Origin of the sequence: Colwellia sp. MB3u-55 (genome assembly GCF_014076785.1) — a bacterium.
GTDB lineage: Bacteria > Pseudomonadota > Gammaproteobacteria > Enterobacterales > Alteromonadaceae > Colwellia_A.
The window spans coordinates 1-21,219 of the sequence record NZ_JACGUS010000098.1 but is presented as its reverse complement, the minus strand read 5'-3'; the positions used below and the strand labels follow the sequence as shown (position 1 = coordinate 21,219).

The 21,219-nt window shown below is 37.3% G+C and carries 20 protein-coding genes; 6 read left to right on the top strand and 14 right to left on the bottom strand.

Translation table 11 applies throughout. From position 1 onward, the window contains the following. Nucleotides 1-52: 52 nt before the first annotated feature. The 3 genes from H4J66_RS05295 to H4J66_RS05285 all read right to left on the bottom strand — a co-directional run bounded on the left by H4J66_RS05295 (nt 53) and on the right by H4J66_RS05285 (nt 2,003). On the bottom strand, nt 53-523 hold the full coding sequence (locus H4J66_RS05295; protein ID WP_182171474.1) for a site-specific integrase: 471 nt from the start codon (nt 521-523) through the stop codon (nt 53-55). A 249-nt stretch (nt 524-772) separates the two neighbouring features. After that, nucleotides 773-1,426: a single-stranded DNA-binding protein gene (gene ssb / locus H4J66_RS05290; RefSeq protein WP_182171471.1), complete on the bottom strand. Its 654-nt coding sequence runs from the start codon at nt 1,424-1,426 to the stop codon at nt 773-775. Nucleotides 1,427-1,604: 178 nt separating this feature from the next. After that, nucleotides 1,605-2,003: a thioesterase family protein gene (locus tag H4J66_RS05285; RefSeq protein ID WP_182171468.1), complete on the bottom strand. Its 399-nt coding sequence runs from the start codon at nt 2,001-2,003 to the stop codon at nt 1,605-1,607. A 137-nt stretch (nt 2,004-2,140) separates the two neighbouring features. On the opposite strand from H4J66_RS05285, the gene H4J66_RS05280 reads away from it, so the two are divergent. Then, the gene (locus H4J66_RS05280) at nt 2,141-2,842 is read left to right on the top strand and encodes a 2OG-Fe(II) oxygenase (protein WP_182171490.1); all 702 of its coding nucleotides are present in this window, start codon (nt 2,141-2,143) and stop codon (nt 2,840-2,842) included. A gap of 68 nt (nt 2,843-2,910) precedes the next feature. Here the strand turns inward: H4J66_RS05280 and pssA are convergent, their stop codons facing one another. From pssA to H4J66_RS05255, 5 genes are all read right to left on the bottom strand, one after another. Then, entirely contained in the window at nt 2,911-4,239 is a 1,329-nt protein-coding gene (gene pssA, locus H4J66_RS05275) for a CDP-diacylglycerol--serine O-phosphatidyltransferase (protein WP_182171465.1), read from the bottom strand. Nucleotides 4,240-4,435: 196 nt separating this feature from the next. Beyond that, nucleotides 4,436-5,095, bottom strand: a complete 660-nt coding sequence (locus tag H4J66_RS05270; protein ID WP_182171462.1) for a methyl-accepting chemotaxis protein — start codon at nt 5,093-5,095, stop codon at nt 4,436-4,438. 125 nt (nt 5,096-5,220) lie between these two features. Continuing rightward, nucleotides 5,221-5,601, bottom strand: a complete 381-nt coding sequence (locus H4J66_RS05265) for a hypothetical protein (RefSeq protein ID WP_182171459.1) — start codon at nt 5,599-5,601, stop codon at nt 5,221-5,223. A gap of 434 nt (nt 5,602-6,035) precedes the next feature. Next, entirely contained in the window at nt 6,036-6,263 is a 228-nt protein-coding gene (locus tag H4J66_RS05260; RefSeq protein ID WP_182171456.1) for a hypothetical protein, read from the bottom strand. A gap of 123 nt (nt 6,264-6,386) precedes the next feature. After that, nucleotides 6,387-8,453: an NADPH-dependent 2,4-dienoyl-CoA reductase gene (locus H4J66_RS05255; protein ID WP_182171453.1), complete on the bottom strand. Its 2,067-nt coding sequence runs from the start codon at nt 8,451-8,453 to the stop codon at nt 6,387-6,389. A 149-nt stretch (nt 8,454-8,602) separates the two neighbouring features. On the opposite strand from H4J66_RS05255, the gene H4J66_RS05250 reads away from it, so the two are divergent. After that, nucleotides 8,603-9,088 (top strand): GreA/GreB family elongation factor, encoded by a 486-nt coding sequence (locus H4J66_RS05250; RefSeq protein WP_182171450.1) that lies wholly within the window; start codon nt 8,603-8,605, stop codon nt 9,086-9,088. Between the two features lie 90 nt (nt 9,089-9,178). Here the strand turns inward: H4J66_RS05250 and H4J66_RS05245 are convergent, their stop codons facing one another. Further along, on the bottom strand, nt 9,179-10,543 hold the full coding sequence (locus tag H4J66_RS05245; protein WP_182171447.1) for an MFS transporter: 1,365 nt from the start codon (nt 10,541-10,543) through the stop codon (nt 9,179-9,181). A 202-nt stretch (nt 10,544-10,745) separates the two neighbouring features. Here H4J66_RS05245 and uvrA point away from each other — a divergent pair, with 202 nt between their 5' ends. The 3 genes from uvrA (at nt 10,746) to H4J66_RS05230 (ending at nt 15,304) form a co-directional block, all read left to right on the top strand. Further along, nucleotides 10,746-13,595: an excinuclease ABC subunit UvrA gene (gene uvrA / locus H4J66_RS05240; protein WP_182171444.1), complete on the top strand. Its 2,850-nt coding sequence runs from the start codon at nt 10,746-10,748 to the stop codon at nt 13,593-13,595. A gap of 160 nt (nt 13,596-13,755) precedes the next feature. Beyond that, a complete protein-coding gene (locus H4J66_RS05235; protein ID WP_182171441.1) occupies nt 13,756-14,412 on the top strand; it encodes a fused MFS/spermidine synthase in 657 nt (218 codons plus the stop codon). Further along, nucleotides 14,405-15,304, top strand: coding sequence for a spermidine synthase (locus H4J66_RS05230; RefSeq protein ID WP_182171438.1), 900 nt, complete (start codon nt 14,405-14,407; stop codon nt 15,302-15,304). Before H4J66_RS05235 ends, H4J66_RS05230 begins: the two co-directional genes overlap by 8 nt. 50 nt (nt 15,305-15,354) lie before the next feature. Here H4J66_RS05230 and H4J66_RS05225 read toward each other — a convergent pair whose 3' ends face one another. Beyond that, nucleotides 15,355-15,843, bottom strand: a complete 489-nt coding sequence (locus tag H4J66_RS05225; protein ID WP_182171435.1) for a hypothetical protein — start codon at nt 15,841-15,843, stop codon at nt 15,355-15,357. Nucleotides 15,844-15,983: 140 nt separating this feature from the next. Here H4J66_RS05225 and H4J66_RS05220 point away from each other — a divergent pair, with 140 nt between their 5' ends. Then, complete coding sequence (locus H4J66_RS05220; protein ID WP_182171432.1) at nt 15,984-16,475, top strand: TlpA disulfide reductase family protein; 492 nt, start codon at nt 15,984-15,986, stop codon at nt 16,473-16,475. Between the two features lie 112 nt (nt 16,476-16,587). Here H4J66_RS05220 and H4J66_RS05215 read toward each other — a convergent pair whose 3' ends face one another. The 4 genes from H4J66_RS05215 to H4J66_RS05200 all read right to left on the bottom strand — a co-directional run bounded on the left by H4J66_RS05215 (nt 16,588) and on the right by H4J66_RS05200 (nt 20,659). Then, the gene (locus tag H4J66_RS05215; protein WP_182171429.1) at nt 16,588-17,352 is read right to left on the bottom strand and encodes a PepSY-associated TM helix domain-containing protein; all 765 of its coding nucleotides are present in this window, start codon (nt 17,350-17,352) and stop codon (nt 16,588-16,590) included. A gap of 45 nt (nt 17,353-17,397) precedes the next feature. After that, a complete protein-coding gene (locus H4J66_RS05210; protein ID WP_182171425.1) occupies nt 17,398-17,910 on the bottom strand; it encodes an FMN-binding protein in 513 nt (170 codons plus the stop codon). A gap of 116 nt (nt 17,911-18,026) precedes the next feature. Continuing rightward, entirely contained in the window at nt 18,027-19,187 is a 1,161-nt protein-coding gene (locus tag H4J66_RS05205; RefSeq protein WP_182171487.1) for a porin, read from the bottom strand. 356 nt (nt 19,188-19,543) lie between these two features. Beyond that, nucleotides 19,544-20,659 carry an MltA domain-containing protein gene (locus H4J66_RS05200; RefSeq protein WP_182171422.1) on the bottom strand — a complete coding sequence of 372 codons (1,116 nt, stop codon included), beginning with the start codon at nt 20,657-20,659 and terminating at the stop codon, nt 19,544-19,546. Nucleotides 20,660-21,219: the final 560 nt, after the last annotated feature.

The following is a 21,219-nucleotide window of genomic DNA, read 5'->3' as shown; positions in this document are numbered from 1 at the left end:
CGTATATGAGAGCAATCTCAAAGTTATGCTAGTCATAAATATTTAATAATAATTAAGTAAAATAATCATTCGTACTTAACTCATGTTTTACTAAAGCAGTAACGTATAATTGTCTAAATGACGATATCTTAATAGGCGATTTACTTATGTCCACGATTTTTCGAAATACACCTGATAAATAACGAGGTGATAATGGAATCACACCTTTATCTTCATTAGGGGATTGAAATAAATAAATACAATGAGGGTAGCTTTTCTTGAGTAAAGTAACAGCACCTATGATCTGTTGAGTTAATACAACTTCTCTTTTCCCATTTACACCTGAAATAAAAATGATATTACCAACTTCATTAAAATCAGAAAACTTTAAATTATTTAACTCTGCAACCCTCATCCCAGTAAAGGCTGATAGTTTAATAAAAGTAGATACTTTTTTATCATATTTTTCTTCAGCTACAACTAACATCTCATTTAATTTAACTGAAAATATTAATTCACTATTAAATATTTTTTTATCGACCATTTTAATATCACTTTATTTTTAAACGACGATAATAGTTATAGTCACTTTATTCAAAATCTATAATTTTATTTTTAACTCGTACCAAAACGTTACATTTTATTAGGTGCATTCCCTAACCAAATATAGCCAAAAACTGCTTTACACATTTTTCAGCGCTTAAATACTAAAAAACCCGCTAAATTAGCGGGCTTAAGGTGATTAGAAAACTCATTTGGTGTTCTAAAGCTTTACATTCTTACTAGATGTTCCTTAAAAGGGGATATCATCATCAAAATCAATCGTCGGCTCTTGAGGGTTAACTTTAGGAGCTGATTGCTTTTGTTGTCCTTGATTTGCAAAACCACCTTGTTGCTGTGGTGCTGCTTGCTGAGTATAACCACCTTGTTGTGCGGGTGCTTGCTGTTGAAAACCACCTTGTTGAACCGGTGCTTGCTGTTGGAAGCCCCCTTGCTGTTGTGGTGCTGCTTGCTGAGAATAACCACCTTGTTGTGCGGGTGCTTGTTGTTGAAAACCACCACCTTGTTGCTGCCCTTGATTAGCGAAACCACCACCCTGTCCTTGAGAAGGTTTACCATCTAGCATTTGCATTGTGTTAGCTTTAATTTCTGTTTTATAGCGATCTTGACCTGTTTGCTGATCTGTCCATTTACTGGTTTGCAATGAACCCTCAATGTAAATCTTTGAACCTTTTTTCAAATATTCACCCGCAATTTCAGCTAAGCGTTGGTACATCACGATATTATGCCATTCTGTTTTTTCTTTTTGCTCGCCAGTTTGCTTATCTTTCCAGGTTTCTGACGTTGCGAGAGTAAGATTTGCTACTGCACCGCCATTTGGCATAAAACGTACTTCTGGGTCTTTCCCTAAATTACCTAAAATGATTACTTTGTTAACACCGGCCATGAAAAAATCCTATCTTTGTGCGTAAATATTCTATTTACTGATTTACGTTATCGACAAACATAAAATAATTTATCGATGCAATTTTAAAAAGTGGCAATTATTCTATCATTGTGAGTAAAAAATTTCTTTGAGTTTCCGTGCATTTTTAAGTTTATTTTTTGATTATTTTAAACCGACATTATTCTTCTGGAAAAAGGTGAGCCTTCATTTCTATTTTTATCAGCTCCGGTATTTTTAAAGACGATTGATTTTCAAAACAAAAGTGAACCATAACTGCAGTTCCTGACGCACATTTTTTATTTTTTTGCCACGCTTCTTGGTAAACAGTAAACGATGACCCACCTATACGACCTATATAGGTATGGATTTCAATTTCTTCACCATAGTAAAGTTGAGCATGGAATTCCACATCTATTTTAGCCAGAATTAACTGCCAATTTTTTGTATTTAATGCCGGCATAAAAAATCGAAAGACCGGATCTCTCGCTCCTTCAAACCACACAGGTAACAAGGTATTATTTATATGGCCTAGCGCATCGGTATCGCTAAATCTTGGCATTAACTTTTCACTGAACATAAACATTTCTCACAGATTTTAAGTGAGATTATTTTACATACTTTTTCATTGTATTGAAGTGTACAAGCGAAGTTAATAGAATATAAGCTATTGCTATGGTATTTTCGTTATCAATATTTATTGAAGCTTATCAAATTATGACTGACTTTATAGAACTATACCCTAACGCCCTTTCTCCAGAATTTTGTAAAAGATTCATTTATGATTTTGAAGGGAGTCCGCATAAAAACCAAGGACGTACCGGTGGCGGCGTAGATACCAGTAAAAAAATTAGTCAGGATATTTATTTAAATCAGCATGCTGAATTTCAGCCGGCACTGGAAACCATTTTACAAGCCTGTATTACTCATATCACTGAGTATGTCAGCAAATACTACTTTAGCTTGATCAGTAGTATTTCTTTAACCGTACAGCACCCAGTAACAAAGCAGCCCGTACAACTAACCGCTGATAATTTTGAAGAGGTAGGTAGACCTAATTTAGTCAATTTAATACAGTACTTATTTAGACTCGCCCCGATTAATGCTCAAAAATATTTACAGGGTAAAGGTAATTATAATTATTGGCATTCTGAAATATTTCCACAGCTTGGTGATAATAATGCATTGCACAGAAACTTGCTTTTTCTTATATATTTAAATGATGTCGAAGAAGGTGGTGAAACTGATTTTTTCTATCAAGAAAGAAGTGTTAAGCCAAAAGCTGGCACTATGGTTATTGCTCCTTGTGGCTTTACTCATACCCACAGAGGCAATGTACCGGTGTCATCAGATAAGTATGTGTTAACGTCATGGATGCTATTTAACCCCGCAGATAAAATTTACACCCCACAACCTTAGCAAAAACATACCCGTTTCACTTCATCATGCCTATGACATGCTGAAGTGAAAAGCTATAATCTATTTTCTTATAAAAATAGTTTCAGTAATCGGTCTATCTGAGCCATTCTTAATTTTTTTAACAGTTTCTTAGGCTTTTCTGGGTACTGATCTTGGGATTCGAGTTGCAAGTAACTGCTAATTAATTGCGTATGTTGATTAATGACTGCCAGTTCATCAGTGAGCGTAGGTAATAATTTTTGCTTGGCATCGTCAATTAATAAACCATTTTCTAGATCTAAGCCCCAAGCCCGTGGATTTAAATTATTACCGGTCAAAATATGCCAGCGTTCGTCAGCAACGATGCCTTTTAAATGAAAACTATTACTTTCGTGCTGCCATAAACGCACTTTCAGCAGCTTGTTATCAATGTATTTTTGTTGCCTCTTTAAAAATGCCTTTAATAAGGTCTCATAAATATAAGGAATAATACCTATTGTTGAAAATTTATTTTCATCCGCAATAAAAAAATCATTGGCTTTTTTATCGCCAATAATAATAGTCACTTCAACGCCACGCTTTAGCGCTGAACGTAAATCTCGCATAATCGGCTTTGGTAAATTAAAATAGGGGGTAAAAATCAGTAAATTTTTCTTTGATAAACGAATAGTTTCGCGGATCTGTTGATTAAGTTGATTTTTTCTCCTGCCAAAACCAATCAGCGGCACAACAGATAACTCCTCAGCTAAAGGTTCAGGTTGTTGGGCGTAGAAGTTAAAACGTACCGTTTTTAATAACGCTTTTAGTTTAAATATTTTATTTTTTATTTGTAATTTATTAGGTAATGTCGCCACATTTAACTGCGGTGAAAGTTCACTCTTAACAAAGGTTTGTTGAAGGAATTGGCAAAAACTTTCACACAACGCCGGTGATTGAATTTGGTAATAACGGTCTAAACGATATTTTTCAGCTTGGTGCAAATAGATATCATTAATACTCGCCCCCGTATAAAGTAAAGTATTATCAAAAATCATCCCTTTAAAGTGCCAAACGCCCATCAATTCTTTACGTTTAACCGGTACACCGTAAACGGCAATACTTTCACTGTATTGTGAGGCTACTTCAAGATAAAAATCGCGATTACCTTGCCCTGATTTATCACCAATCAGACCCCTTTGCGCGCGATGAAAATCAACAAACACTTTAACATCTAAATGAGGGTTAGTTTGCTTTGCTTGATATAGGGCATGTAATACTTGCTGACCAGCCGCATCATCTTGTAAATATAAAGCCGTTATATAAATACGTGATTGTGCACTTTCGATTAATCGAACTAAGGCGGTAGCGTATTGCTTTGCGCTTGATAGCACCGTAATATTTTCAGCTAAAAGAGGAATACCCGCTAATACTTTATTCATTCAGGAAATCCACTTAATTTATGAACACATTGGTTTAACGGGCAATAATACCTTATTTGTTCGAACAGTCACTTTATTTCGATAAGTCATCGAGTTTAAATTGCGACAGATGCTGAGTAAGGTGGTCGGCCAGTGTTAATAAATTTTCCCCTGCGCCGGCTACATCTTTTGCTGATTGCATAACTAAGTCTGCGTCTTAGGCAATACTTTGGGTATTTTCTGCAATTTCTTTTACCATAACACCCTGCTGATTAACGGCGGTTGATATTTGTAAGGTCGCACCAACAATGTCTTCAACATTATGCGTAACTTCTGTAAAAGTGGTTTTGACAAGTGTGGTTTTATCAACTCCTTGTTTAGCCATTGCAACACATTGGTGCATTGCTTCAACAGAGCGACTGGTGCCTGATTGCAACAAGGCAATTATACGTTGAATTTCGGCTGTAGAATCTTGAGTTCGACTGGCTAACGTTCTAACCTCATCAGTAACAACAGCAAAACCACGCCCCTGCTCTCCAGCTCGTGCAGCTTCGATAGCCGCATTAAGTGCCAACAAATTGGTTTGATCGGCTATTTCTTTTATGACATTAATAAACTGACCAATGTCATGACTATATTTTGCGAATTCATCAATAAGGCCTGCAGACGTATTAACCTCCTCTGAAATATTATTAATGGCTTGTGCCGTGTCACTAATAATATGACCACCTTGATTAACGTGCTCGCTGGTTTGTTCCGTTAATTGCAGTGTCGCTGCGGTATTGTCACAAATCATCTGTACCGAGCCACTAACTTCATTGATAGACTGCACGACCGAGTGTGTGTTTAGCTGTTGCTGGGCAATACTGTGCTTCATATGATCGGTGAGTTGATGAATGTTGTTTGCCGAAACGCGTAATTTGCTAATATCATCACTAAAAATAGTGAGTAACTGGCGTATTTTCTTTGCATTTGACTGAAATTTTTAGCAATGTCACCAAGTTAATCAGACGCGTTAACTCTTAACGCCTGAGAAAAGTTACCGCTACCTAAATACTCAGCCGCTTGGTTGATGGCATTAACATTCTTAACTAAAGAATAATAAATCCCCATGAGTAAGCAGCCAATCACCACAATAACAACCATTAATACTATCGCTAAAGTCCAAAGAGTTTGCTCACTCTTCTGCGTTAGGGTATCAATTCTTGTTAATAACAAACTGTCACTGGTTTTTAGCAAACTTTCAGTCAATTGATAAACCGTATCGGCTAATTGTGTCACTTGCTGCTGAGTTAACGATATTCTATCTGGGTCGATCATCTGTTGATGTAATTTTTGCTGGTAGCCATCAAGTTGTAAATTAAAGTCGGCGTGTTTAGGCAAGTATAAAGACAATCCATCATTAGAACACGATCTAGCTGTACGGTTGTTTTATCAAGTTGTACTTGTAGTTCATCAAGGCGTTTATCAAGCGCGACAACAAGAGTGTAGTTTTCTGCATTAAAACCATTGGTAATAATTTGAGCACTGATTGATTCAGTCCGTTTTAAATATTCTAATAAGGTGGGGATCCGTTGGCTGCTTGCCTCAGCTAAGTAAAAGGCTATCGCGTCATTTTCTCTGGATAAGCCACTTAAAGCGGCAAGGCGTTCTCGTATCGATAAGCTTTGCTCATAAATTGCTTAGTAACCTTCAGTTTGAAGGGAGGTTTGTTTTTCGAGTAAACCTTGCCAAGCCTGCAACAATGTAGAAGTTGAAATATTATTAGGTAAGTTCAATTGTGAAATTTTATTGGTAACTGTACTCGATTTAACTTGTTAAAAGCGACTATCGGCTATAGCTTGCTTTAGTGCTACTACTTGCTGTATTTGTGTTAGCCCAATTAATTGCTCTTCGTGTTGGGTTATCAAAGCACTTTGCTCTTGAACTATCCACCATGATCCAAGAAAAACAGGGAGAACAAACATACCCGCTAAGGGAATAAATTTCGCTTTAAAACGTAAAGCATTAGAAAGTGAGATTGCAGGTTTAAGAAATGCAGACATAATTACTCTTATTTTTATAGGTCAACTGTTATGCGAATATAACTACATAACAGTTGACCATAAACAGAGTTGCTTTCTTTCAATTATTATTCATATCTTTAACAAGTCGGCGAGCACTCACTGTTAGATTATAGCAGCAAGTTCTGCAGCTTGGCGTATCGCTCTTTTCGCATCTAATTCAGCAGCAACTTTAGCACCACCAATTAAGTGTAGTCCTTGCTCCGCACCCTTGATGCTTTCTAATTTATTATATAAACCACGTTGTGATTCTTGCCCTGCACAAATAATAACATGGTCAACATCTAGTACTTGCTCTATGCCATCAATTTCAATGGTTAAACCTGCATCATCTATTTTCTTGTAACTGACACCAGCTAACATTTTTACACCATTATTTTTTAAGGTCGCTCTGTGGATCCAACCCGTTGTTTTCCCTAACCCTGCACCGACCTTAGTCGACTTCCTTTGCAATAAGTGAATATTACGTGATGTTTTTTCAATAGGCTCTACTGCCGATTTGTCCAGCAAAGCACCATTACTCTGATAACTTTGATCTACGCCCCAGCTCTTTAACCATTTGTCTTTGTTGTTCACGAGAGGACTTTTTTCGTGTTCTTCTGCTAAGTAAACCGCAACATCAAACCCAATACCACCAGCACCAATAACGGCAACATTTTTTCCTATGGGTTGTTTATCACGTAGTACATCTAAATAATTTTTTACTTTTTCATGCTCAATACCTTCTATATCGAGTTTTCTAGGTAAAATTCCCGTTGCAACCACTATTTCATCAAAGCCAGCATTTGCTAGCGTTTCAGCAGTAGCCTCAGTAGATAAATGTAGCTTAATATCGAGTAAATTAATTTGCTTATTAAAATACCTAATCGTTTCATAAAATTCTTCTTTACCTGGTACTTGCTTAGCAAAATTAAATTGACCGCCAATTTCACTAGCACGGTCAAAAATTTCAATTTTATGGCCTCGTTGTGCTGCATAGACACTAAAAGCTAAACCAGCTGGGCCAGCACCAACAACAGCAATACGTTTATTTTTTGCTGCTTTAGCAAAGGTGAGTTCTGTTTCATAACATGCCGTTGGATTCACTAAACAAGAAGCACGTTTTTGCTGAAAAACATGGTCTAAACAAGCTTGATTACAACCAATACAAGTGTTGATTTCATCACTTTTATTTTCCATCGCTTTTTGGACAAATTCCGCATCAGCTAAGAATGGTCGCGCCATTGAAACCATATCTGCCTGTCCTGATGATAAAACTTCTTCAGCGACCTCTGGGGTATTTATGCGGTTAGTTGTCACCAATGGGATAGAAACTTCTTGCTTCATTTTCTCAGTGATCCAAGTAAATGCAGCACGTGGTACCGAAGTAGAAATAGTAGGAATGCGCGCTTCGTGCCAACCAATACCGGTATTGATTAATGTCGCCCCTGCGGCTTCAACCGCCTTTGCCATGGTAACTACATCGGCCCAGCTATTACCTCCATCAACAAGATCTAGCATCGACAATCTAAAAATAAGGATGAATTTTTCACCCACTTTCCCTCTAACGGCTTTAATGATGTCAATGGCTAAGCGCATACGGTTCTCAACGCAGCCTCCCCATTCATCAGTTCTTTTATTAACGCGCACACATGAGAATTGGTTAATTAGATAACCTTCAGATCCCATAATTTCAACACCATCATAGCCTGCACGTTGTGCTAATAATGCTGAATGGGCAAAGTCTTTAATGGTGCCTTTAATTTGACGAACTGACATCGCAGCGGGTGTAAATGGGTTTATAGGTGACTTAACTTTACTTGGCGCAAAGCTAAATGGATGATAAGAATAACGACCAGCGTGCAACAACTGCAAACAAATTTTTGTTGGGTACTGATGAACTGCTTCAGTAATTTTTTTATGCTTAGCGACGTGCCAAAACTTACTGAGTTCACAGCCCATAGGTGTTAGGCGCCCGCGTGCGTTGGGGCTAATACCACCGGTAACAATTAAGCCGACACCACCTTTAGCTCGTGCTTGATAAAAAGCGGCCAATTTATCAAAGCCACCCTTTTCTTCTTCAAGTCCAGTGTGCATTGAGCCCATGAGTGTTCGATTTGCTAAGGTGGTAAAACCCAAATCTAATGGGGCTAATAAGTTAGGAAAGGCGCTATTGGCTGTGCTAGTTGTCATAGTAGTTCACTTTTTCGGGATTATTTTTATGGTCAAACCAGTTATTATCATTATAAAGTAGACGTTTATAACGATAAATTCAAGTACTATTTTGACAGCTGTCAGATCAAAAATATATTTACTAAAAATTTCAAGCAAGTATGCTGAGTATGATGAAAAAACAGATTATAATTAACGATATCCTTGCCCATTTATCAGCAGAATTGTCCGCGATAAAAGCAGCAGCAAATAATGCTCACTTAGCCGCCACTGATGATCAGTCAGTCGCAGAAACTCAATACGATACGCTTGCCATTGAGGCTAGCTATTTAGCGGAAGGTCAATCTAGACGTGTCCATGATATTCAACAAGCTAAACAAGCCATTAAACGGTTTGTTATTTACAACTTTGACGAAAAAACACCTGTTTCAATAGGTGCCTTAGTACAGATAACACCAGAAAAAGGTGAAGATAAATGGTTTTTTATTGCGCCGGCCGCAGGAGGATTTCAAGGCGTGTTAAATACAAAGCCCTATACCGTTATTACACCAAACTCACCGATGGCAAAAGCATTAATAGGTAAGTCTATTGATGATGATGTTGCGCTAACAATAGGCACTAATAAACAATTTTACCTGGTCAGTGGCATTTATTAATAGTGGCATTTATTAATAGTGATATTTAAAAGTTTTGTCTCTGCTGAGCTTGCCTATAAGGGATAAGCAAATTCAGCATATGGTTTGTCACTATGGGTTCAAGGCAGCTTTGATATCAGCCAAGTTCACCACTTTATCATCAACCTTGAGGTAAACAACCGATTCTTCTTGCACCAATATCGCTTCGATAACCCCAGGTAACTCAATTAATTTTTCGGCGACTTCATTGGCTTTTTCTTGGCAATCAATGCTAGTCGTGAAAGTATAACTTTTTGATTTTTGCAGTGGTTTCATGCTTATAGCACCAAAAAACCATAATAAAGTGATCAATGACATTACTAAAAATATCGCTTGTTCCCCAAATTGGCTGGCAATAATGCCGCCAATAATACCACCGGTAAAAGCACCTAAAAATTGACTACTCGAATAAATACCCATCACACTGCCTTTTACACCAGCCGGAGCAATGCGAGACAAAATAGATGGCATAGTTGCTTCTAGATAATTAAAGGCAGTAAAAAACATCACCACCAATAGCACTAACGTCCAAAAACCAAGCGGTAAATACCACAACAGTAATAACGAGCCTGCCAGTAATAAGATAGCCGCCGATAACATCTGTTTTTCTTTTTGCTTTTTAATCGCAACAATCATAAAAGGTACCATCAAAAAGAAAGAACCTAACAAAGCGGGTAAATATAATTGCCAATGTTGCTCTAGCGCTAAACCACTGGCAACAAACTGTTTAGGTAAAGTAATAAAACAAGCCGTTAACGCCATATGAAGAATAAATACTCCCCAATTTAAACGTGATAGTTCGGGATTACGAATAAGCTTACTGAGTTGCTCCGGTAAAGCGACACTATCGCCCTTTGGCGCTTTATTTACTGAGTTTGGTACCATGAACTGAATCATGACCATAGCTAAAATGGTTAATAATGCCGTAAACCAAAACAAACCACTCAGCCCAAACGCTTGCGCAACTATAGGCCCAAAAACCATAGCAAGCGTGAACGATAAGCCAATAAACATACCAATAGTTGCCATAACTTTGGGTCGTTGCTCTTCTCGACTCAAATCTGCGGCCAGTGCTAATACCGCACTTGCAATAGCGCCGGTACCTTGTAATGCTCGGCCAAAAACAACGCCATAAATAGTGTCAGACATTGCGGCGACAACACTGCCTAAAAAGAAAATAACTAAACCAATTAAAATGATCGGTTTTCTGCCGTATTTATCAGACAGTATCCCCATAGGTATTTGCAGCATAGCTTGGGTTAGGCCATATGCTCCAATAGCTAAGCCTATCCAAATAGGACTAAAGCCGATCAGTTGCTCGCCATAAATAGCAAACACTGGCAAAATCATAAAAAGCCCAAGCATACGCAAGCCAAAAACGGCGGCTAAAGAAAATGCGGCTTTCTTCTCAATACTGTTTAAACCTTTCGTACTCATGAGGCTCTCTATTTAACGTGTCATAAAAAAGCGAAAATTCGCGCTATAGTAGCACGACAAAGTCCTGAACAAAAACAGAGATTATTACTGATTATTTCCGAGTAATTATGCAATAATACTTGTTTCAAACTTTATGTGAAATAGCGATAGCAAATCTATTGAGTTTGTGCACATTCGGAGAAACTTATTAGAGTGGATATTTATGAAAAACATTGAAGTACGTGGCGCTAGAACGCATAACCTTAAAAACATCAGCTTAGATATTCCTAGAGAAAAATTAGTCGTTATTACTGGGCTTTCGGGTTCAGGTAAATCTTCACTCGCTTTTGATACTTTATATGCAGAAGGTCAGCGACGCTATGTCGAGTCACTTTCGGCTTATGCTCGTCAATTTTTATCGATGATGGAAAAACCTGATGTCGATCACATAGAAGGCTTATCGCCGGCAATTTCTATTGAACAAAAATCAACGTCGCATAATCCACGCTCTACTGTGGGTACTATTACCGAAATTTACGATTACTTACGACTACTTTATGCCCGTGTTGGCGAACCACGTTGCCCGACCCATCATCAACCTTTAGCGGCACAAACAAATTCACAAATGGTCGATAAGGTTTTAGCGCTTGAAGAAGGTACTAAAGTCATGGTGCTTGCACCTGTATTACAAGGCCGAAAGGGTGAGCATGTTAAATTACTCGAGAACCTCGCATCTCAGGGTTATATTCGAGCTAGAATAGATGGCGAGGTTTGTGACTTATCTGATCCTCCAACATTAGAACTTCACAAAAAACATACGATTGAAGTGGTTGTTGACCGCTTAAAAGTAAGAGACGATATTCAACTTCGCTTATCTGAATCTTTTGAAACCGCATTAAGTTTAACCGCGGGTACCGCTAAAGTTGCCTTTATGGATGAACCTGATCGGGAAGAATTAGTCTTTTCAGCTAATTTTGCTTGTTCAAAGTGTGGTTATAGCATGCAAGAACTTGAGCCGCGATTATTCTCATTCAATAATCCAGCAGGTGCCTGTAAAACCTGTGATGGCTTAGGTAATCAACAGTTTTTTGACTCTGCTCGTGTTATTACTAATCCTGAATTGAGCTTAGCGGGTGGTGCAATACGTGGCTGGGACAAACGTAATTTTTACTATTTTCAAATGCTACAAGCACTGTCTGATCATTATAAATTTGCCCTTGATAAACCTTTTGAAAAATTATCCAAGAGTGATCAAGATTTAATCCTTCGTGGTAGTGGTAAACAAGAGATTGAATTCAAATATATGAATGACCGTGGTGATGTCGTTATTCGTAAGCACCCGTTTGAAGGCATAATTAATAATATGGAACGACGATTCCGTGAAACAGAATCTAATGCCGTTCGTGACGAATTATCAAAATACTTAAATAGCCAACATTGTCCTGATTGTAATGGCAGTCGTTTACGCCTTGAAGCGCGTAATGTTTTTATTGCTGATACACCATTAACGGATATTGCCGAGCTTGCTATTTCTGACGCCCTAGCCTTTTTCGAAAACTTAAATTTATCCGGTCAGAAAGCACAAATTGCAGAAAAAATTCTTAAGGAAGTGTGTGAACGTTTAGGTTTCTTAGTTAATGTTGGCTTAAATTACCTGAATTTATCACGCGCTGCTGGGACCTTATCAGGTGGTGAAGCACAACGTATTCGTTTAGCAAGCCAAATAGGTGCTGGTTTAGTTGGCGTAATGTATGTACTAGACGAGCCATCAATTGGGTTACATCAACGCGATAACGAACGTTTATTAAAAACCTTGATCCATTTACGTGATTTAGGCAATACCGTGATCGTGGTTGAACATGATGAAGACGCCATCAGAGCCGCCGATTATGTTATTGATATTGGCCCTGGAGCCGGTGTTCATGGTGGTGAAATCATTGCTCAAGGTGATGTAAATGATATTTTAGCCTGTGAAAATTCACTAACGGGTAAATACCTTTCAGGGCGAGAAGGTATTGAGATACCTAAGGTTCGTGTGCCTTTTGATAAAAACAATGTCGTTGAACTAAAAGGCGCAACCGGTAATAACTTAAAGAATGTTGATTTAATTATACCTAATGGTCTAATGACCTGTGTAACCGGTGTTTCAGGTTCAGGCAAGTCGACCTTAATTAACGATACCCTATTTAAACTTGCTCACATTGCCTTAAATGGTGCGACGACACAAGAACCGGCACCATATAAAGAAATTATCGGTTTAGATTTACTTGATAAAGTTATCGACATTGACCAAAGTCCCATAGGAAGAACACCACGCTCAAACCCTGCAACCTATACGGGTATATTTACTGCTATTCGTGAAATTTTTGCTGCGACTCAAGAGTCACGTTCAAGAGGGTATAAACCCGGACGCTTTAGCTTTAATGTAAAAGGCGGGCGTTGTGAAGCTTGCCAAGGCGATGGATTAATTAAAGTTGAAATGCATTTCTTACCTGACGTTTATGTTCCTTGTGATGCGTGTAATTCAAAACGTTATAATCGCGAAACATTAGAAGTAAAATATAAAGGTAAGAGCATCCATGAAGTGCTTGATATGACAATTGAAGACGCGTTAACTTTTTTTGCCCCCATCCCAGCTATTAATCGTAAATTACAAACGTTAATGGATGTTGGTTTAAGTTATATAAAATTAGGTCAGTCGGCCACTACCCTTTCAGGTGGTGAAGCACAACGGGTTAAATTATCAAAAGAGCTATCCAAACGTGATACCGGTAAGACCCTCTATATTCTTGATGAACCAACCACAGGTTTGCATTTTCACGACATCAAACAACTGATGCATGTTATCCATCGATTGCGTGACCATGGCAATACTGTTGTTGTGATAGAGCATAACTTAGACGTGATAAAAACAGCTGATTGGATTATTGATTTAGGTCCTGAAGGTGGTTCTGGTGGTGGAGAAATATTGGTTTCTGGTACACCGGAACAGGTCGCTAAACACAAGACATCACATACCGCCAGGTTCTTAAAACCTTTACTCGAGAAGCAAGCAGCTAAAAAGCGTAAATAAGTTTTAACAAACCCAAAAGGTGTTTACCTCCGTTTAACTTGAAGTTTCAGAATGCAATTGAAATTCAGGTTGAACGGCTACCTATCAAATTGACTTGGTATATCGCGCCTTTTGTCGTTAAGATAGCTTTACTTAATAGACAATATTACTGATACCCTAAATGACGGATACCCAACCTCAGCCATCATGGCAAAACCCATTCATTTACCTACTCGCTTTTTGTAGCGGTTTTTGCATAATGGGCATTGAACTATTAGGTGGCAGAATACTTGCTCCTTTTTTTGGCAGTAGTGTGCATATTTGGGGCAGTATAATTACTGTGTTTATGCTGAGTTTATCGTTTGGCTATTTGGCTGGTGGTAAGCTGTCAACAAAAAATGCTTCATTGAAAAAATATGGTTTTATCTTTGTATTAGCAGGTATTACCGTTTTGCCCGTTGCTTTATGGTCAACAACAATAATGGAACTCATCTTTTTAAATGTTGAAGATTCTCGCTATGGCTCTTTACTCGCCTGTACAGCGCTCTTCTTTATACCTACCATTATTTTAGGAATGATCTCCCCTTACTCGGTCCGCTTATTAGTAACTGACCGAGATAAGAGCGGTCAAATCGCTGGAAAGCTATATTTTGTTTCCACACTAGGCAGCGCATTAGGTACTATTCTTACTTCATTTTATTTGGTGCTCTTTTTTGAAGTCAACAGTATTATTATGGTGTTTAGCTCGATATTAGCCTTATTGGGACTTATTGCTATTGTTTTAAATAAATCGATGAAATCAGTTAGCTTTAATACCGTAGGTGTTGCAAATGAGTAAGCTTAATTATTCAATATTAACTATTTTTATCCTGAGTTGTCTATTTGTTAATAGCACAAGCGCAGAAGTTGTTCACCAAGAGCGTTCATTATATCGAAATATATTGGTTGATGATCAAGGTGATTTACGTTGTTTGAAATTCAATGTGAAAACAACTAAAACGAATCAAAGCTGCTTTTATAAAACTGCCCCTCAACGTTTAGTCTTTAATTATACAAAATTACTCTTTTCCGGTTTGCTATTAATTGAGCAGCCTAAAAGTATTCTTATTGTGGGTTTAGGTGGCGGAACTATGTCAAACATCCTTCAAGAACTCTACCCAACCAGTAAAATTATCAATGTTGAAATAGACCCTGCGGTTGTAAAAGTTGCTCGGCAATATTTTGGCTTCCTCGAAAACCAAGCTGTTTCATCGGTAATACAAGATGGTAGAATTTTTATTAAACGCGCGCTGATCAGAAAACAACAATACGATTGGATAATTCTTGATGCGTTTAACGGTGATTACATTCCTGAGCACTTATTAACGCAAGAGTTTTTACAAGAGGCTAAAGATTTACTTAGCCCAGAAGGTGTATTAAGTGCTAATACTTTTTCAGTCAGTGATTTATATGCACATGAATCGGCTACCTATAAGGCAGTATTTGGCGATTTTTACAATGTACGAAACTATAAAAATAGTAATCGCATTATCTTAGCCGCCAAAGGACAACTGCCAAGTATTGAATTAATTAATCAGCGAGCAAAAAAATTACATACACGTTTAACACCTTTCAATATTGATTTATTAAAGATCAGCCAACAAATGACAGCAATCAGTATCGAACAAGACTGGCCAGAAAAGACCAAGTTATTAACCGACCAATTTTCGCCGGCTAACTTATTGAATTAAGAAAGGGGCACTTAACTTTGTGCTCTTAACTTTAACGGATGGCTCTGCAATTACTTTAAATAGCTAATACTTTGATCAGTAACACAACGAGTAAAGCTTTTTTGCCTTTCTTCTCGGCTTAACGTTGAAATACTTGCCGTTACCACCGCCATTTGGTCTAACTTCTGCTGCGCTGGTAAACTTGATAATTGCTCAGAAAAACAGCCATGCAAACCATAATTCAAGGCAATATCAGACTTTGTTGTTGCTCCCGCTAAACAAGCCGTTAATTTTTCAGCCAGTAAATTTCGGTCCATGTCTTCAACAAGCTCCTTTACTTGATAATTAGCATTACCGCTATTTTTAGCTTGGTCACAAGCAAAAAACATATCTGCAACCGCAACTACCGGTATCAAGCGCTCATGTTGAGCACTAAAACGTAATTTCAGCCATTTGTCGTGCTCAAGTTGCTCGGGTGTTTTATCTGCTGAAGCGTTCGCTATGCTCGATGATAAAATAAAAGTAATGAACAAGGAGCTGATCTGTAAAAGTATTTTCATAAGTATGTCTAAAAGATAAAGTATTGCGTGCAATTTACCTTACTCATCATTAAAAATACAATTATCGTTTTATAACTATCACACTTCACCTCATTAAATATCCGTGTTCTAATAAGAAAAACTCTGCAAAGTAAAATACTATGAACTCTAGAAAATTAATTCCATTATTATTCACTGTCCTGACCAGTTTTTGTTTTACAACGGTAAGTTTTGCTCAGCCAATAGCGCAGGAAAACGTATTACAAAATTTTGATAAATTAATTGCTGATCACAAAGGACAAGTGATCTATTTAGATTTTTGGGCATCTTGGTGTGGTCCTTGTCGACAATCATTCCCGTGGATGAACGAAATACAAGCGCAATATAAACAGCAAGGCTTAACTATTATCAGTGTTAACGTTGATAACAATAAAGCATTAGCAGATGAATTTTTGGCAGAAGTTCCAGCTAATTTCACCGTTTTTTATGACCCTAAAGGCAAAGTTGCCCGTAAGTTTAAACTAAAAGGCATGCCTAGCAGCTACATCATTGACCGTTCAGGAAAAGTGGTTAGTGCTCATGTTGGGTTTTCTGAAAGTAAAAAAGAAAAGTATCAACAAGAGTTAACAGCTTTACTTCAGCCCAAAGAGTAAAGAGTAAAGAATACTTAACCAACAATAGCTAAAAAGGCTCAGCTATTTATAAATAGACCAGACCTTAATTAGCGTTAATAAGTCTGGGGTTAGACACTCACTAAGGGTAATATTAACGTTTTTTATGAGTAAACTTTAGCCAAATATAAATACCACTCACTGAAAGTAAGATAAGCATCAAAGCAACAATATCCATAAACCAAACACCTAAGTTACCGAATAATCGCCCAGAGTGAGCATCAAGAATCACTCTTTCCCAGTTTAGAAACTGCGATTGGAATTTTTTGTTCGCCACAACCAACTCATTTTCTGTCGCAGAAGCACTTTCCACCCATGAAGGCTCAATCAGTGTAGTGATCTTTTGCCATTCAAAGAAATCACTATCTCCTTGAAAATAACCCTCTGGTGTATTTAAAACAAGCTGATCACCAATAATGCTAAATGCTGAAATAGGCGTAGGTAAATCACTAGAACTGTCGATTTTATCAATAATCTGCCCTTCGTCAGTAAAAATAACAACTTGGTTTGTAGTAACCAACAATAGATATGATTGAAAGCGACTAATACCAATAACAGGCGTATCACTTTGAAAAACCACTTGATCGTTTAACCAGATAAGCTGGTCAGTGATTAACCATTCTTTTTGTTGATAAAAACGAATATCACTCGGGGGTTTAATTCCATAATGATTAAGTAGCATCGAGCTAGTGATTGATTTATCTGACAAAGAAAAAAATGAGGTATGGTTTAAAGCAATACCAGAAATAGAAAGAAAAATCAGGAAGAATGCGGCGAATATACCCAGTTGACGATGCCATTTTCGCAGATGACGAACAACACGATTACGAATTAAATATGCTGATTTTTTATTTATCATTGGGATACGTTAGACCTATCTAAATAAACTTATTACCGGTAAAAATTAAACGTTTACCTTTTTATTTAACCACAATGCCAAACGTGCAACTTTAGTTAGCGCGCGTACCGACATGGTTGCGCCTGTTATACCATCAATATGCTGATTAAGCATATTTTCTTTAGTAAGTGAGGCTGACTTAAACTGATTTGTGAAAAAGTCATGTCGAACTTCATCACCACGGGACTCTCTATAAACAAGGACTTTAAGGTCAACTACCTGCTCGTCTTTAATATGAACACCAATTGTAATAGGTTGTTCTTTACCTATTTCTTCAAGCACCCAAACCGTTGCATTTTCTTGCTTCCAGTACCTTACGCGTAAACGGTTATATTCATGGCTCATAATATCACTAATTGCCACTTTGTCATCATTTGACAACCATAGCGCTTTAGATTTTGGTGATTCACCATTAAAAGAACTGCTAATAAACTGCTTAGCTGTTTGATAAATACCATTCGCAAATGCCGGAGTTTGCAAACTAAGTATAACTAAGAAAGTGAATATAATTTTAACCACATGTCACCCTTGATGATAAATAAATTTGTTTAAACGCAAAAGTGAATGAGCCAACTATGCTCATTCACTTCCATGTGAATTATAACCTAACGCAAGTTTGCGATAAGTAAATAAAATTAAAACTGGTAGCCAAAACCTAAGTTAAAGCCTTGCGAGTCATTTGAACCACTTAATTCTTCAAAATCAGCTTTTAGTACAACATTTTCATGTAAATAATAATTGATACCTACGCTGGTTGATTCAACAGCATCAGAAGAACTAGCACCTGCTTCATTATTATATTCAGCATAACGAGCAAAAGCGCCCATCTTTTCATTAAACATATATGAAGGTTCTACATACCAACCTGTTTGCTCATCTCGACCTAATGCTTTGGCTTCTTTACCGCAAATATTCCAAGCGGCATATAGTGCGCGAACGGTGAAGTTATTAACTTGATAAATAGCATGAGCTTCAATTAATATCGCAGCAGCATCGTCAACACCAGCGGCACTTTGAGTCAAATCTGTTTGATACTGAACAGTTGCCGCTAACTCTAATCCTAGAATAGCGGTATATTTAATACGACCAGTGTAGGCTAAGTTTTCAGCTGAAGCGTTAGAAACTTTTTGACGTCCGCCTCTGATTTTATAATCATTCCCTACATTTAAACCACTTGTTATAGCAGCATCAACGGCTAAGCCTGGAGCTAATTTAAAATTCCCTGCAACACCCGCTTCCCACCAAGTGGCTGGGATAATATTCTTTTCAACGCCGTTGCGCTCAACACCGTAAAAAGTTGGTGGCTCATGCGTTTCATTAATAATACCTACAGGCACTAAAAATAAGCCTGTTTTGGTTGTTATTGTATCGCTGTAGTCATACTCTACATAAGCTTGCTCTAGCTCAACTTCACCATATTGCCCTTCGCCAGCAATGCTATGCTCTAATTCAAACTCAGAGAAAAAACGTAATTTGTTTTTAAATTCATGGCCAAAAAATAAAACAAAGCGATGAAAATCAACTTTTGCATCTTTATCTTCGTAGTTGTTGTAATGTAATTCGCCATAGCCACCAATGGTCGTTTTAGCAAATGAGCTTGCCGTCGAGCTTGATTCAACTTGGTCAGCAGTAGCCTCAAGACGTTGCTCTGTTTCGTCTAAACGTTCTTCTAAGTTTTTTAATACTTTTTGTTGCTGTGCAATAACTTTACGTAATTCTTCAGTATCGTTATTTGCAAGAACAGCCGAACTAGTAAATAATCCAACAAGTGCCGAAGCAATTAAGGTTTTCTTCATCATGAATTTCATGTCCGTCAAATTTTGTAGAGAGAGTTTTTTATAATTAAAGCGTAATACAAACGATTATCATTAAGTCTTTCGTTTGTGTTTGATAACGATCAATGTTTATACTAAATACTGGGTATCCTATAAATGGTAGCATTGATATATGTTATGTTTGTAATCAAGTTAATCTCTTCGCCGTCCAGTTTACTTGAATAATCAATATAAGCTTAAAAGAAAGTAAGTACTGAATCATGTCCCTATAGACTACCAGCCATCCCTAGTATAAAAGCTACACTTGAAGATATAACAGCAAGCATTTTAGATAAAAGACTCGCTAATGCTGTTTTTTATTGTCGCATGAGCTTTATTTACTTTAGTAACATTAACCAAGCCTTAGCGTAGTCGGGTAAATGTTTATTACCTTGGTGATAATCACTCCAACCTTTGTAGCTGTCTACTAACATATCTAATTGGAATAAATTATCATCGAACGCTCCACCTTGATCAGCTAGAACACCGATACGTGATATATTTTCATTATTACGGTCATAGCTAACCATAAAGAGTTTACCCAACCCTAGCTGCTTTACATTGCCAGCAAACGTTACTTGAGATTTTAACGCTATCTTATCCTCTTGTTTTTGGCCATAGCCCATAATGCTAGGGACCTCAATAAAGTACCAATATCTTGCTTGCTCTCGTTTTCCTAGTGCATAATCATAAGCTATGCCGTTATTACGGTGAACATTAAAGTAACGAACTTTTCCACCGACGTTTACCACGCCAGTACCTTGTAACAAAACATCATGTAATGCTTCTTCAGATAACCAAATTAGAGGTTTAACCGCTGTATTATCTGATAAGGCTCCTGCCATAATATTTTGTCGAGTATACCTATACCTTATCAATTGCTCGTTTTGGTTTTCAGCTTGCTCTAATGAAAGACCTTCCTCATCAGTCGGTAAGGCATACAAAGCTTGATTATATTTAGTGGTTTTAACGGTACTGGCATCTAATAGTTTTGTATAATATTTAGTAAGAAAAATTTTATCTTTTGGAATACTATTTAGTAATCGACTTTTAACTTCATTGGTACTTTTATCTGCAATGAGTTGTGCTGTCTGTGTATCAGGGAGCCAACGAAAAAAATTAAAATTCTCTTTTACAAATGCTATATCGTGTAGGCGACTCTGTCGTTTTGCTTGAACGTCATCACGATAAGTTGTACAGATAAACGCCAATGTTTGTTCAATATCTTGCATACTAATTTTATTGTTAAATACTGTCCCTGGGTGTACTGCAAACTTATCACTAGGAACCTTTCCTATATAATCCATTGTATTTTCAGTGACTTGACATAAGTCACTTGCTTTAAAATCTACAAGTTTATTAATACTTGGTGATTTTTCAAGGACGAATTCATAAGAATTCACTTGAAATGTAAACAACAATACAGAGGAAAATAAATATATTAAGTAGCGCATTAATCAGACCTATTAAAACTTTTTCAATATTGTAACTATTAAGCTAATAAAAGATATAGGTTTATCATAGAACAAACAGCAAAATATCCTACTCTGACATGGCATGTCGAATACAAGTCACACTACCCTTGTTATCAGTCCATGCTAGTTATGGATTTTGTCTTTTTTAAACACCAGAAAGCAAAAAACCCGTACCATCAGCTACGGGTTTCTCTAATTGGAAGCGTAGAATGTCCTATTCTCACACGGGCATGTCGAACATAAGTCACACTACCGTTGGCGTCACTACTTAATTAGTTATAAATGGTGTATTTTCAGACGTCAGAAAGCAAAAAAACCGTTACGTTAGTGACGGGTTTTTCTTAATTAGGAGCTTAGAATGTCCTAGGCTCACATGGGCCTGTCGAACATAAGTCACACTACTGTTTGCGCTACTGCTCTACGGTATAAATACTGTATTTTTAAACGTCAGAAAGCAAAAAACCCGTAACATCAGCTACGGGTTTTTCTAAATAGAAGCCTAGCAATGTCCTACTCTCACATGGGAACTCCCACACTAC

Excerpts from the sequence above, each read along its gene's own strand:
- H4J66_RS05295 (WP_182171474.1), bottom strand. The coding sequence starts at position 523 with ATGGTCGATAAAAAAATATTTAATAGTGAATTAATATTTTCAGTTAAA.
- ssb (WP_182171471.1), bottom strand. The coding sequence starts at position 1,426 with ATGGCCGGTGTTAACAAAGTAATCATTTTAGGTAATTTAGGGAAAGAC.
- H4J66_RS05285 (WP_182171468.1), bottom strand. The coding sequence starts at position 2,003 with ATGTTCAGTGAAAAGTTAATGCCAAGATTTAGCGATACCGATGCGCTA.
- H4J66_RS05280 (WP_182171490.1), top strand. The coding sequence starts at position 2,141 with ATGACTGACTTTATAGAACTATACCCTAACGCCCTTTCTCCAGAATTT.
- pssA (WP_182171465.1), bottom strand. The coding sequence starts at position 4,239 with ATGAATAAAGTATTAGCGGGTATTCCTCTTTTAGCTGAAAATATTACG.
- H4J66_RS05270 (WP_182171462.1), bottom strand. The coding sequence starts at position 5,095 with ATGAAGCACAGTATTGCCCAGCAACAGCTAAACACACACTCGGTCGTG.
- H4J66_RS05260 (WP_182171456.1), bottom strand. The coding sequence starts at position 6,263 with ATGTCTGCATTTCTTAAACCTGCAATCTCACTTTCTAATGCTTTACGT.
- H4J66_RS05255 (WP_182171453.1), bottom strand. The coding sequence starts at position 8,453 with ATGACAACTAGCACAGCCAATAGCGCCTTTCCTAACTTATTAGCCCCA.
- H4J66_RS05250 (WP_182171450.1), top strand. The coding sequence starts at position 8,603 with ATGATGAAAAAACAGATTATAATTAACGATATCCTTGCCCATTTATCA.
- H4J66_RS05245 (WP_182171447.1), bottom strand. The coding sequence starts at position 10,543 with ATGAGTACGAAAGGTTTAAACAGTATTGAGAAGAAAGCCGCATTTTCT.
- uvrA (WP_182171444.1), top strand. The coding sequence starts at position 10,746 with ATGAAAAACATTGAAGTACGTGGCGCTAGAACGCATAACCTTAAAAAC.
- H4J66_RS05235 (WP_182171441.1), top strand. The coding sequence starts at position 13,756 with ATGACGGATACCCAACCTCAGCCATCATGGCAAAACCCATTCATTTAC.
- H4J66_RS05230 (WP_182171438.1), top strand. The coding sequence starts at position 14,405 with ATGAGTAAGCTTAATTATTCAATATTAACTATTTTTATCCTGAGTTGT.
- H4J66_RS05225 (WP_182171435.1), bottom strand. The coding sequence starts at position 15,843 with ATGAAAATACTTTTACAGATCAGCTCCTTGTTCATTACTTTTATTTTA.
- H4J66_RS05220 (WP_182171432.1), top strand. The coding sequence starts at position 15,984 with ATGAACTCTAGAAAATTAATTCCATTATTATTCACTGTCCTGACCAGT.
- H4J66_RS05215 (WP_182171429.1), bottom strand. The coding sequence starts at position 17,352 with ATGATAAATAAAAAATCAGCATATTTAATTCGTAATCGTGTTGTTCGT.
- H4J66_RS05205 (WP_182171487.1), bottom strand. The coding sequence starts at position 19,187 with ATGAAGAAAACCTTAATTGCTTCGGCACTTGTTGGATTATTTACTAGT.
- H4J66_RS05200 (WP_182171422.1), bottom strand. The coding sequence starts at position 20,659 with ATGCGCTACTTAATATATTTATTTTCCTCTGTATTGTTGTTTACATTT.